We start from the raw sequence: 13,132 nt of genomic DNA, 5'->3' as shown, positions 1-13,132 counted from the left end.
TATATCCGATATCAGTCACTTGCGGCGAAGAAGATGGCGGCTGGTGATCTTTCGGGTGACATACAGCCATCTTCTGAAAACGATTTGCTGGCAAAGAGTCTGGCAAGTATCCGGGATTCCGTTAAGGGAATTGAGACTACTACGGCAAAAGCCGCCCAGGCGGCGCAGGAAGGCATTCTGGAGAAAAATGATGGGGCAAAACTTTCCGGTGATTACAGCAAGGTAATCGGTAACGTTGATCAAGGATTAGCGGCCTTTGCAAAACAGATGGATTTCTATCTGGCCATTCTCGATGCCCTCCCGTATCGTATCACAACCATTAATATGGACCGGGAAATTATCTTTGTCAACAAAACCCTGGGGGATCTGATGAAACTGACCGGGTCGGCTGAAAAGCGCGAAGATGCCTATGGACGTCAGTGCAGCAGCTGCAAGCTGGAAATGTGCAATACCGAAAACTGCGGAGTCAGAAGACTGCTGGAAAAAGGGCTGACCGAGTATCCTTTCTACTTCAGAGAACGCTACTATCGCATGGATACCGTTCATTTGAAGGATAAAAACGGCGAGTCGATCGGTTTTGTCGATATCTCACATGATACAACTTCAACGATGAGCATCAATGCTTATACCGGAAATGAAATAAAAAGATTGGCAAACAACTTGTTGAATCTGGCTGATGGCAATTTGGATTTTGACTTGAATATTCAGGAAGCCGGCGAATATACCGCGGAAATATGCGAAGAGTTTAAAGCGATTGAAAAGAGCTTGGGACAGGTTTCAAAATCAATCGGCAACTTGGTTGAAGACGCAGCTGTCCTTTCCACAGCAGCAATTGAAGGAAAGCTGGAGACAAGAGCGGATGAAACAAAATTCAATGGCGCCTGGAAAGAATTGATCAGCGGGATGAATCGGATTCTTGAAGAAATTGCCGGGCCGACCCGAGAAATCGCTGACGTTATGAATGAAATGTCGGCCGGAAATCTACACGTGCTGGTTAAAGGAGCGTACAAAGGCGAATTTCACGAACTGAAACAGTCGGTCAATACGACGGCTGAGACTTTGAAAATGGTGGTATCGAAAATATCGGAAATCACCGGACAAATTGCCGACGGAAATCTCAATATTGAAAGTGTCGAGGTCTGGCACAACGATTTTGCGGACGTGTCCGATGCGCTGAATAAGATCGTCGAGACCTTGAATTCATTGTTGGGAGATATTGACGATGCCGCCAGACAGGTGACGGCAGGCTCCAATCAGGTCTCCGATGCCAGTCAGGCATTGGCGCAGGGCTCTACCGAACAGGCAAGCTCAGTACAGGAATTATCAGCTGCCGTGGCTGAAATTTCGGATCAGACCAAGAACAACGCGGTCAATGCCAACCAAGCCAAAGACCTGTCGACGGATGTTCAGGATTATGCGGCTAAAGGCAATGCCCAAATGGCTGAAATGCAGAATTCAATGTCGGAAATCAACAAATCATCGAATGATATTTCCAAAATCATCAAAGTCATCGACGATATTGCTTTCCAAACCAATATCCTCGCTTTGAATGCGGCCGTTGAGGCGGCACGCGCCGGACAGCATGGCAAAGGCTTTGCCGTCGTAGCCGAAGAAGTGCGGACGCTGGCAGCGCGAAGTGCGGAGGCCGCTCAGGAAACGACCGGTCTGATCGAAGGGTCGATCGATACAGTGAAAGCCGGAACAAAAATTGCGGATGAAACGGCAGCAGCGCTTAACGAAATTGTTGAAGGTGTTGTCAAAGTAACCGATCTGGTCGGAAAGATTGCGGTCGATTCAAATGAACAGGCTTCCGGTATTGCTCAAGTCAATATGGGCATCGAACAGGTTGCCCAGGTTGTTCAAAACAATTCCGCAACAGCGGAACAGAGTGCGGCAGCGAGTGAAGAACTGTCCGGACAGGCAGAGATGTTAAAGGATATGATTGGACAATTCCAACTGAGAAAGTAAAAATTTAAACAAAAAATCAGTTTTATCGAGTATAATATATATTAGCTGTATCTTCTGAGTTTATCCAGTGGATACAGCTTTTTAAGTAGCAACAAAATGAGAACAGGAAAGAATGAGAAAAGAATGACAATAAACAATTTTAATAATTACCCACTCGGCGATGAGATCTTGAAAGCCATCGAAAAACTGAATTTTACAAGTCCGACAAAAGTTCAGAAAGCGGTTATTCCCGTTGCGCTGGAACAAAAGGATATCCTGTGCAAGGCGCAAACTGGCAGCGGAAAAACCGCCGCCTTCGGGATTCCCGTCTGCGAGCTGCTGGATTGGGATGAAAATAAGCCCCAGGTGCTGGTGCTGACGCCGACACGTGAACTGGCGCTGCAGGTACGGGAAGATATTTTTAATATCGGCCGGTTCAAACGGGTGAAAGTATCCGCCCTTTATGGAAAATCGCCGATCAAGCGTCAGGAAAAAGAACTGAAGCAGAAAACGCATGTCGTGGTCGGGACGCCGGGTCGTGTCATGGACCATATTGACAGAGGGAACCTGATCACCGATGAAATTAAATATTTAATTATCGATGAAGCCGATGAAATGCTCAATATGGGTTTTATTGACCAGGTTGAGGAAATCATTGACGAACTGCCGAAAAATCGCGTGACGATGCTGTTTTCAGCGACGCTGGAACCCGAAATTCAGCGTTTGTCAAAAAACTATATGAACAATCCCCAGTTGATTGAAATTGAAGCGGAAGCCAAGCGAACCGATGCCATCGAGCAATGCGTCTATAAAACTGAAAATGCGGACAAGCTGGATATTCTGAAAGCGGTTCTGGTAGTTGAAAACCCGGACAGCTGTATTATCTTCTGCAATACTCAGGAACGGGTGAACGCCATTTACAACAGTTTTGGAAAAAACAATCAAGCCTGCGAAAAAATTCACGGCGGCATGGAACAGGATGAACGGACGCTGGTGATGCAGCGGTTTAAAAAAGGCGCCTTTCGTTATCTTATTGCGACCGATGTAGCCGCCCGCGGCATCGATGTTCAGGAGATCTCGCACGTGATCAATTATGATGTGCCATGGGAAAGGGAAACCTATGTGCATCGGATTGGCCGAACTGGTCGCCAGGGAACAGCAGGAAAAGCCATTACGCTTGTATCGTACAAGGAAGGACGTCATTTTTCTGAGATTGAGGCGTATGTCGAAAAAGAAATCATCGAAAAAGAATGCCCGACACAGCCTGAAATCGACAGCCTGAGACCGGCTTTTATTGAAAAACTTCAGGAGAAACCGGAAGAGAAAATGGATAAGGCTCATGATTTAACCAGTGAGATTATGAAGCTTCATATCAATGCCGGGAAAAAAACAAAAATGCGCCCGGTCGATATCGTTGGAACCTTGTGCAACATCAACGGAATGACGGCAGCGGACATTGGGGTTATTACGATTCTGGACGTTTCAACTTTTGTGGAAATATTGAACAACAAGGGTGAACAGGTATTGAAAGAACTGCAGACCAAAAATATCAAAGGGCGACCGCGGAAGGTATCGGTCGCTGAAGATAAACCGGTCAGTGTTCAGCGAAAAAGACCGGTTCGCCGGTTCTGTTAGGCGTTTACAAGACAGCCGTAAGTATTGCTGCCGGTTTGTGCGAACCAATGTGTACACTGTACGGCGGACAGTCTTTGGACTGTTCGCCTACACGTTACCAAATTGGTTGCACAAACCGACGGCAATACTAATTATGTTCACGCCTTTTGAATGGGACAATGACCTGAAACAGAAATAAAGGAGACTCGGCATGCATTATCAAAAAGCAATCGCCAATTTCAAACCAGGTTCAGCGCTGGAAGCTGCTGATAAAGAAACGATCCAGTTGTTTATCAGCAAGAACCCCGGGAATGTGTTGCTGCGCGAAAATAAAATTGCCCATCTGACCAGCTCATCGATGATTTTCAACGAAACGATGGATAAAGTGCTGATGATTTATCATAATATCTATCAGTCCTGGTCATGGACCGGAGGCCATGCCGACGGCGATGAAGATTTGCTTGCGGTCGCCATCAAAGAAGCGCAGGAAGAGACGGGAATAAAGCAGATTAAAACGTGTTCGGATAGAATCGTTTCACTGGATATATTGCCTGTTTTCGGCCATATCAAGAATAATAAACCGGTTTCTACGCATCTGCATTTGTCAGTTGCCTATGTTCTCAAGGCTTCAGAAGAGGAACCAGTTCGATCAAAACCGGATGAAAACAGCGGGGTAATGTGGATTCCGATAAAAAACCTGACGGATTATGTGAGCGAACCGCATGTTCAAGTGATTTATGACAAAATATGTGATCGGGTCTTGAATCAATCATTTTAAAAAAGAAGGAGATTGCCATGTCGGTATTAAAAGCCATTGAATTTTCAGCCAATGCCCACTTGGGTTATTTCAGAAAGGGATCGAAAACGCCTTATATTACACATCCGTTTGAGGTCGCAAAGATTTTGGCGGCATCGGTTGATTCCGAAACCAACGAAGCGTTAATCTGTGCCGGTCTGCTTCATGATACCGTGGAAGATACGGAAACGACTTTAGAAATCATCCGAGCAGAATTTGGTGATGAAGTGGCAGCGTTGGTTGCCTCTGATTCGGAAGACAAAACGCTGCCGTGGGAAAAACGCAAACAGAATACCATCGATTTTCTCGGCAGCGAAGCCACCTACGAGATGCAGCTGCTGGCCTGTGCCGATAAATTATCGAACCTGCGAAGCATCAAGGCAGACTACGAAAAAATGGGCGATGAAGTTTGGGACATTTTTGTGCGTGGAAAAGATAAACAGGCCTGGTATTATAAAGGCGTGATGGAGTCATTAAAACCGCTGTCTGATTCGCCAATGTATCAGGAGTTCAATCAGCTGGTTCGGGAGATTTTTGATTAAAGAATGAATTAACGGGTAACAAAAAAAGCAGAGAGACAGTGTGTTGCAAGTCGGCTTTGCTTTTTTTTATGCGATGACAAGGAGAAATCAATGAAGAAAAGAATAACAACCATACTGATGATAGTCCTGATGACAGTAATGGCAATGAGTCTTGCGGGATGCGGTTCATCAGGCGCAGCAACGTCATCGGCGGATGCCGGCGAAATCAACGGCGGCGGGTCAACATCCGTGCAGAAGATTATCGATGCGGTGGGTTCGGAGTATACGGCATTGAATCCGGACGTTGAGTTTACCTACAGCGGCACCGGTTCTTCCGACGGGATTAAAGGGGCGACGGTCGGCACCTATTCCTTTGGGTGCTCATCACGGGATTTGAAAGCGGAAGAAAAAGTTAATTTAACGGAGCTTGTGTTTGCGTATGACGGCATTGCAATGATCGTTAATCCGGCCAATACCGTTACTGACCTGACCAAAAATCAGCTGGCCAAAATATATACTGGCGAGTATACCAACTGGAGTGAAGTCGGCGGAGTCGATGCACCGATTGTGGTTGTATCGCGGGAAGATGGTTCCGGGACCAGAACCGCTACCGAAGAACTGGTGGGATTCACAGAAAAACTCAAAGGCAGTGCCACCATCAAGGAAGGCAATGGCAATGTTCAGACAACCGTTGCCGGCAATCCCAATGCGATCGGATATGTGTCGCTGACTTTCGTCAACAAATCGGTCAAGACGATCCGGGTTGATGGTGTGGCAGCGACCGTTGAAAATGTCCGCAGCAAGACCTATGCCTTATCCAGGCCTTTCATTGTGGTCTATGACAAAAATAAGATTGACAATGCGACACTTTCTTTTCTTGATTTTCTGATGGGGCCAGATGGTCAGGATATTGTGACAGAAGAAGGGGGAATAACCGTATTGTAAAATTCTGGCTGCATTAACGGACCGCAAAGCAAGTTCTGTTCGAGCTTTAAAAGTTCATATTTGCCTATTGAATCTGCAGAATGAAAGCAGAATTCTTTGGAAGCGATCAAACGCAAGAAATTAAGAGAAAGAATTATTGAAAACTTTTTTCTGATTTGTGCCTGTGTAGCGGTAATCAGCCTGCTGGCGATCACATTTTTTGTGTTCTACAACGGATTAGCACCTTTTGTTTCTAACAGTTACTCGCTGTGGAGCTTTTTAACCGGGGTCGAATGGCGGCCGGGATCAAATCTGTATGGCATCTTCTATATGATTGTCGGATCGGTTTTGGCAACTTTCGGAGCCATTGTGATCGGAGTGCCGGTGGCCATTCTGACAGCGGTGTTTATTGCGGAGATGGCTGGTTCACAAGCCGGCAAAGTCATTCGTTTCGCCGTGGAGCTGCTGTATTCCACCGGAGTGGTGCTTTTTGTCTTCATCATGATCATCAATTTGATTGTGAACAGAATTGTCAAAGCAAAGGTAGGGCGTTAACATGGGCCGAAAAGTAAAAGATACGTTAGCTAAAGGCATTATCTATCTGGCAACTGGCATTACATTAAGCGTGCTGCTTTTTATTGTCGGTTTTATCTTCGTCAAAGGTATTGGTCTGGTGAATTGGAAATTCTTAACCCGCGACTACAATGAAACGGTGAGTTATGTCTTTGTCCAGGCGGCAGAGGTGCCAATGAGCATCGACGCTGACAACCTGAAAAAAGAGAACCCGTATGATGCACGATATGAATCGTTAATAGACGGGCCGATCTACATAAAAAGCATCGGAGCAGCAATTGCAAAAGTTCAGTACAGGAATAACTACACGGAAAAAGAGCAGTTTGTGATAGCCTATATCGAAAAAAATTCGCCCCTGCTCAATGCAAAAGACTCAACAGGGAAAAACGTGGATATTAAAACGGACGATATCATTAAGCGTATCAACGGGATCAATTTGAAAAATCTGACTTTACAGGAGGCGGCAGCTCAAATTGACAACGAATCCGGCGAGCTGAAAATTAAAGTGGTTCAGCCGGGCGGCGGGGTGAAATCCAATATCATCACAACGCTTTATATGGTGCTGCTGTCACTGGTGATCGCCATCCCGCTGGGGATTTTTGGTGCGATCTATCTGACCGAATACGCAAAACCGGGAAAATTTGTCAATACCATTCGTTTTGCCGCGGAGTGTCTGTCGGGGATTCCGTCCATCATCTTCGGACTGTTTGGCATGGCCTTCTTCGTAGTGGCGTTGAAATTCCAGATATCACTGCTGTCCGGGAGTTTGACGGTGGCGATCATCCTGTTGCCGGTTATCATCAGGAGTACGGAAGAGGCGCTGAAAACGGTGCCGACGTCCTTCCGGGAAGGCTCACTGGCCCTGGGGGCGACAAAGCTGCAGACGATCTTCAAAGTGGTGCTGCCCTGTGCCGTGCCCGGCATTGCCACAGCGGTGCTGTTGAGCATCGGCCGTGTGGTCGGTGAGTCAGCGGCACTGCTGCTGACGGCCGGAACCGTTGCCCAGATTCCGGGAACGTTTCTTTCTCCCGGCAGTACCCTGACGGTTCAGGCCTATTATGTGGCGAAAGAGGAAGGAAACATCGAACTGGCCTGTGCGATTGGAATTGTCATTATTGTGATTGTGATTGTGCTGAATGTACTGTCCCGGTTTGCCTCTGACAAGCTGGATGTTTTCAATAAAAAATGAGGAATGGCATGGATAAAAAAATAAAATTTGATGCAAAAAATCTTGACTTGTTTTACGGCGATTTTCAGGCACTCAAGTCAATTAATCTGAATATCTACGAAAAGGAAGTTACCGCCTTTATCGGACCATCGGGCTGCGGCAAGTCAACCTTTTTACGTTGCCTGAATCGGATGAATGATCTGATTGAATCGGTAAGGATTAATGGTGAGATTCTGTTTGACGGACAGGACATCAATGGCGATATCGATGTCATCAATCTGCGCACACGGGTGGGAATGGTTTTTCAGAAACCCAACCCGTTTCCGATGAGTATTTATGAAAACATCGCCTACGGACCAAAATGCCAGGGCTTGAAGGATAAAACAAAACTTGATACGATCGTTCAGGAAAGCCTAACGAAGGCGGCCCTGTGGGAAGAAGTAAAGAATCGACTGAATAAGTCGGCGCTGGGTCTTTCCGGGGGTCAGCAGCAGCGTCTTTGTATTGCCAGAACCATTGCCATGCAGCCGGAGGTCATTCTGATGGATGAACCCACCTCCGCATTGGATCCCATCGCCACGGCAAAAATCGAGGATCTGATGTTTAAACTGAAAAAAGACTATACGATCATCATCGTCACCCATTCGATGCAGCAGGCCGGCCGAATTTCAGATAAAACCGCTTTCTTTCTGATGGGAGAAGTGGTAGAATTTAACGAAACTCCACTCATATTTACAAACCCGGCAGATAAACGGACAGAGGACTACATTACCGGACGATTTGGTTGATAAAGGAGGCATGCTATGCGAATAGAATACAACAAAGAATTAAAAATGATTAAAGATGAAATTCTGCTGATGTCCACGGTGACTGAAAAAATGCTGTCAGATTCAGTATTGGCGCTCAATTCAAAAGATATTGAATTAGCCAAAACAGTGATTGAGCGGGATGATCTGGTTGATGCCAAGGAAATTGAGCTGCAACTCATCGTCAGTCAGGTGATCGCGACCCAAGGCCCCGTGGCCACGGATCTGAGACGATTGGCTTCGACTTATAAGATCATCACGAATCTGGAAAGGATTGCGGATTTGGCGGTGAATATCTGTCAGCGTGTCATCGAAATTTCAGAAGAGATTTATATGAAGCCCTTGATTGACATTCCTCTGGAATGTGAATTGACCGAGAAATTGCTCAAACTCTCAATTCAGGCCTTTATTGATGAGGATATCAGCCGATTAAGAGAGGTAGTGGAGCTGGAAGACCGAATTGATACGATCAACGAGACCATTCATCATGACTGCATGTCATACATGATGGAAGATCCGAAAAATATTCATCAGGGTACAGTGTTCTGTCTGATCGGAAGTGATCTTGAACGAATGGGGGATCATGCCACCAATATTTTTGAGACGGTCTTCTATATTGTAACCGGCAACTACATCGATTTTAACGATCTTGATGAAGCGATGATTAATCAAACGGTGGAGAAATTAAACGCCGAAAATTAGCTCCCCGTACCGACCAACAGTAATCGGTTGTGATCATTGTCGGTATGGTATTAGTACGTTATCTGCTGTTTCAGCCCGGGAAAATTCCCGGGCTTTTCTATTGGCTTTTTTTGGAAAGAGTTTGTGAAACTGAAGAAAAAGCGGGGAAGCTGATCCTTATTTAACATTGTCTTAACATACTCTTTACCTCGCCAAAACCTTCTACAGATTCTTTTTTGGTACGATAATCATGCAGAAAATGAAAATTAAGAATTCTAAAGGAGAATGAAATGTCAAAAAGTTTTAAAAAAGTTTTAGTGTCGTTGTTGGTTGGTGCATCAGTGCTGGCTTTCGCAGGTTGCAGCTCTTCTGACAAGACGGCTTTAAAAGCGGCGGTGTCTGGAGAAATTAATGGTGGCGGTTCAACATCGGTTCAGAAGATCATCGATGCGGCGGGTTCAGAGTTTACGGCGTTAAATCCGGATGCTAAATTTACCTACAGCGGTACCGGTTCTTCCGACGGGATCAAGGGGGCGGCAGCGGACACCTATTCCTTTGGCTGTTCATCACGAGATTTAAAAACAGAAGAACAACCGGGACTAAAAGTAGCGACCTTTGCATATGATGGGATTGCATTAATCGTAAACCCTGCCAATACCGTGACAAATCTTACAAAAGAGCAGTTGACAAAGATTTTCACCGGAGAAATTACCAACTGGAGTGAAGTTGGCGGAGCAGATGCACCGATTGTCGTTGTATCCCGTGAAGATGGTTCCGGTACCAGAAGCGCAACCGAAGAACTGCTGGGATTTGCTGAGAAATTAAAAGCAGATGCAACCATTAAAGAAGGTAATGGCAATGTTCAGACAACGGTTGCCGGCAACGCCAATGCGATCGGATATGTATCCCTGACATTTGTTGATAAAACCGTTACAGCAGTTAATGTTAATGGTGTTAAAGCGACGGTTGATAATGTGCTCAATAAGACCTATACCTTATCCAGACCATTTTTAATCTTCTATGATGAAAAGAAAACAGACCCGGCAACACAAGCGTTCATTGATTTCCTGATGAGTGAAGATGGTCAGAAAATTGTCACCAAAGAAGGCGGAATAACCGTATCAAAATAGTTATAAGAAAATCAAGCGCAGCCTCCCTTTAAGGGAGGCTGAGTTTTGAGAAATATGCCACGCGGTTTGCAATAGAACCAGGGGCATGGAAAAGGAGCTTTTTTTGGAAGCGATCAAACGTAAGAAATTAAGAGAAAGAATAATTGAAAACATCTTCCTGCTGTGTGCCTGTGTAGCGGTGATCAGCCTGCTGGCGATCACATTTTTTGTGTTCTACAACGGATTAGCACCTTTTGTTTCCAACAGTTACTCGCTGTGGAGCTTTTTAACCGGGGTGGAATGGCGGCCGGGTTCAAATATGTATGGCATCTTCTATATGATTGTCGGATCGGTTTTGGCAACCTTCGGAGCCATTCTAATCGGTGTGCCGGTGGCCATTCTGACAGCGGTGTTTATTGCGGAGATGGCTGGTTCACGGGCTGGCAAAGTCATTCGTTTTGCCGTTGAGCTGCTGGCTGGCATTCCCTCGGTATTGTATGGCGTGTTTGGACTGGGCATCATCGTTCCTTATGTCCTTAAAATTTCACCGATGGCTCAGGGCGAATCGCTGCTGGCAACGGTATTTGTGCTGGCGATCATGATTTTGCCGACAGTAGTCAGTATTTCCGAAACGTCGCTGAGTGCCGTGCCCAAAGAATACCGTGAGGGATCCTATGCGCTGGGGGCATCAAAAATTCAGACGATCTTCAGAGTTGTACTGCCGGCGGCTAAATCGGGAATCATGACCGGGGTGATTTTAGGAATCGGCCGCGCGATCGGCGAAACCATGGCGGTGATGCTGGTCTGCGGAAATCCGATTGCCGGAATTCCGACCAGTCTTTTCAGCCAGATCCGACCGCTGACGACCAATATCGCGCTTGAAATGGGCTATGCTTCCGGGGTTCATCAGGAGCTGCTGTATTCCACCGGAGTGGTGCTTTTTGTCTTCATCATGATCATCAATTTCGCCGTGAACAGAATTGTCAAAACAAAGGTAGGTAATTAACATGGGACGAAAAGTAAAAGACAATTTTGCCAAAGGCATCATCTATCTGGCAACCGGCATTACATTAAGCGTGCTGATATTTATTGTCGGTTTTATCTTTGTCAAGGGCATTGGCCTGGTCAATTTTGACTTTCTGACACGTGATTTCAACGAGAAAGTATTTTATGCTTTTGTTCAGAATGAAGATGTCTCAATGAGCATCGATGAAGAGGCTCTGAAACAAAAAACCCCCTTTGATGACCGCTACGAGTCCTTAATTGAGGGCCCAATCTACGTTGACAACATCGGTGCGGCAATTGCTAAAGTGACTTATAAAAATAATGCCACAGAACATGAGCAGCTTGTCATTTCATACATTGAAAAAAATTCGCCGCTGACAAATGCCGCGGATTCCACTGGTAAGGAAATGCGGATTGGAACTGATTATGTAATACAAAGTATCAATGGAACAGATTTTGAAGGATTGTCACTGGATGAAGCTGCCGCGCTGATTAAGAATCAGTCTGACGAGCTGAAAATCAAAGTGGTTCAGCCGGGCGGCGGGGTGAAATCCAATATCATCACAACGCTTTATATGGTGCTGCTGTCACTGGTGATCGCCATCCCGCTGGGAATTTTTGGTGCGATCTATCTGACCGAATACGCAAAACCGGGAAGATTTGTCAATACCATTCGTTTTGCCGCGGAGTGTCTGTCGGGGATTCCGTCGATCATCTTCGGACTGTTTGGCATGGCATTCTTCGTAGTGGCTCTGAAACTTCAGATATCACTGCTGTCCGGGAGTTTGACGGTGGCGATCATCCTGTTGCCGGTTATCATCAGGAGTACCGAAGAGGCACTGAAAACAGTGCCGACGTCCTTCCGCGAAGGCTCGCTGGCCCTTGGGGCGACAAAGCTGCAGACGATCTTCAAAGTGGTGCTGCCCTGCGCCGTGCCCGGCATTGCCACGGCGGTGCTGTTGAGCATCGGCCGTGTGGTCGGTGAGTCGGCGGCACTGCTTTTGACGGCCGGAACCGTTGCCCAGATTCCGGGAACGCTTCTTTCTCCCGGCAGTACCCTGACAGTTCAGGCCTATTATGTGGCGAAAGAGGAAGGAAACATCGAACTGGCCTGTGCGATTGGAATTGTCATTATTGTGATTGTGATTGTACTGAATATCTTGTCTCGGATCATGTCAGACAAGCTGGATGTCTTCAATAAAAAATGAGGAGTAGCATGGACAAAAAAATTAAGTTTAACACAAAAAATCTTGACTTGTTTTATGGCGATTTTCAGGCGCTCAAGTCAATTAATCTGGAAATCTGCGAAAAGGAAGTCACCGCCTTCATCGGACCATCGGGCTGCGGCAAGTCAACCTTTTTACGTTGCCTGAATCGGATGAATGATCTGATTGAATCGGTCAGGATCGAGGGCGAGATTCTGTTTGACGGACAGGACATCAATGGCGATATCGATGTCATCAATCTGCGCACACGGGTGGGAATGGTTTTTCAGAAACCCAACCCGTTTCCGATGAGTATTTATGAAAACATCGCCTACGGACCAAAATGCCAGGGCTTAAAAGACAAAACACAACTGGATAAACTTGTCAAAGAAAGTCTGATCAAGGCGGCTCTGTGGGAAGAAGTAAAGGATCGACTGAATAAGTCGGCTTTGGGTCTTTCCGGGGGTCAGCAGCAGCGTCTTTGCATTGCCCGAACCATTGCCATGCAGCCGGAGGTCATTCTGATGGATGAACCCACCTCCGCACTGGACCCCATCGCCACGGCAAAAATTGAAGACCTGATGTCTAAACTCAAAAAAGACTATACGATCATCATTGTCACTCATTCGATGCAGCAGGCCGGTCGAATATCAGATAAAACCGCTTTCTTTCTGATGGGGGAAGTGGTGGAGTATGGCGAAACGCCAGTGATTTTTACAAACCCGGCGGATAAACGAACAGAAGACTATATTACCGGACGATTTGGTTGATAAAGGAGGCACG

The 13,132-nt window shown here is 46.2% G+C and carries 13 protein-coding genes; all 13 read left to right on the top strand.

Annotation, left to right across the window (positions count from 1 at the left end):
* The first annotated feature begins 33 nt into the window (after window positions 1-33).
* The 13 genes from GH808_RS12230 to pstB (GH808_RS12170) all read left to right on the top strand — a co-directional run bounded on the left by GH808_RS12230 (window position 34) and on the right by pstB (GH808_RS12170) (window position 13,119).
* Entirely contained in the window at window positions 34-1,968 is a 1,935-nt protein-coding gene (locus GH808_RS12230; protein ID WP_476559227.1) for a methyl-accepting chemotaxis protein, read from the top strand.
* Window positions 1,969-2,091: 123 nt separating this feature from the next.
* On the top strand, window positions 2,092-3,582 hold the full coding sequence (locus GH808_RS12225) for a DEAD/DEAH box helicase (protein WP_186843073.1): 1,491 nt from the start codon (window positions 2,092-2,094) through the stop codon (window positions 3,580-3,582).
* A 190-nt stretch (window positions 3,583-3,772) separates the two neighbouring features.
* Window positions 3,773-4,339, top strand: a complete 567-nt coding sequence (locus tag GH808_RS12220) for an NUDIX hydrolase (protein ID WP_186843072.1) — start codon at window positions 3,773-3,775, stop codon at window positions 4,337-4,339.
* Between the two features lie 17 nt (window positions 4,340-4,356).
* Complete coding sequence (locus GH808_RS12215) at window positions 4,357-4,899, top strand: HD domain-containing protein (RefSeq protein ID WP_186843071.1); 543 nt, start codon at window positions 4,357-4,359, stop codon at window positions 4,897-4,899.
* A gap of 90 nt (window positions 4,900-4,989) precedes the next feature.
* Entirely contained in the window at window positions 4,990-5,823 is an 834-nt protein-coding gene (locus GH808_RS12210) for a phosphate ABC transporter substrate-binding protein (protein ID WP_186843070.1), read from the top strand.
* Between the two features lie 96 nt (window positions 5,824-5,919).
* Window positions 5,920-6,357 (top strand): ABC transporter permease, encoded by a 438-nt coding sequence (locus GH808_RS12205; RefSeq protein ID WP_186843069.1) that lies wholly within the window; start codon window positions 5,920-5,922, stop codon window positions 6,355-6,357.
* A gap of 1 nt (window position 6,358) precedes the next feature.
* Window positions 6,359-7,564: a phosphate ABC transporter permease PstA gene (pstA, locus tag GH808_RS15700; RefSeq protein WP_186843068.1), complete on the top strand. Its 1,206-nt coding sequence runs from the start codon at window positions 6,359-6,361 to the stop codon at window positions 7,562-7,564.
* An 8-nt stretch (window positions 7,565-7,572) separates the two neighbouring features.
* Window positions 7,573-8,331, top strand: coding sequence for a phosphate ABC transporter ATP-binding protein PstB (pstB, locus tag GH808_RS12195; RefSeq protein ID WP_186843067.1), 759 nt, complete (start codon window positions 7,573-7,575; stop codon window positions 8,329-8,331).
* Window positions 8,332-8,346: 15 nt separating this feature from the next.
* Entirely contained in the window at window positions 8,347-9,051 is a 705-nt protein-coding gene (gene phoU, locus GH808_RS12190) for a phosphate signaling complex protein PhoU (protein ID WP_186843066.1), read from the top strand.
* Window positions 9,052-9,320: 269 nt separating this feature from the next.
* A complete protein-coding gene (locus GH808_RS12185; RefSeq protein ID WP_186843065.1) occupies window positions 9,321-10,160 on the top strand; it encodes a phosphate ABC transporter substrate-binding protein in 840 nt (279 codons plus the stop codon).
* A gap of 85 nt (window positions 10,161-10,245) precedes the next feature.
* Window positions 10,246-11,145 (top strand): phosphate ABC transporter permease subunit PstC, encoded by a 900-nt coding sequence (gene pstC / locus GH808_RS12180; RefSeq protein WP_186843064.1) that lies wholly within the window; start codon window positions 10,246-10,248, stop codon window positions 11,143-11,145.
* A gap of 1 nt (window position 11,146) precedes the next feature.
* Window positions 11,147-12,352, top strand: a complete 1,206-nt coding sequence (gene pstA / locus GH808_RS15695; RefSeq protein ID WP_338000875.1) for a phosphate ABC transporter permease PstA — start codon at window positions 11,147-11,149, stop codon at window positions 12,350-12,352.
* Window positions 12,353-12,360: 8 nt separating this feature from the next.
* Window positions 12,361-13,119, top strand: a complete 759-nt coding sequence (gene pstB / locus GH808_RS12170; protein WP_186843063.1) for a phosphate ABC transporter ATP-binding protein PstB — start codon at window positions 12,361-12,363, stop codon at window positions 13,117-13,119.
* The last annotated feature ends 13 nt before the right edge of the window (window positions 13,120-13,132 follow it).

This window comes from Acetobacterium fimetarium, from assembly GCF_014284475.1.
Lineage (GTDB): Bacteria > Bacillota > Clostridia > Eubacteriales > Eubacteriaceae > Acetobacterium > Acetobacterium fimetarium.
This window is presented reverse-complemented; position numbering and strand designations above follow the sequence as displayed.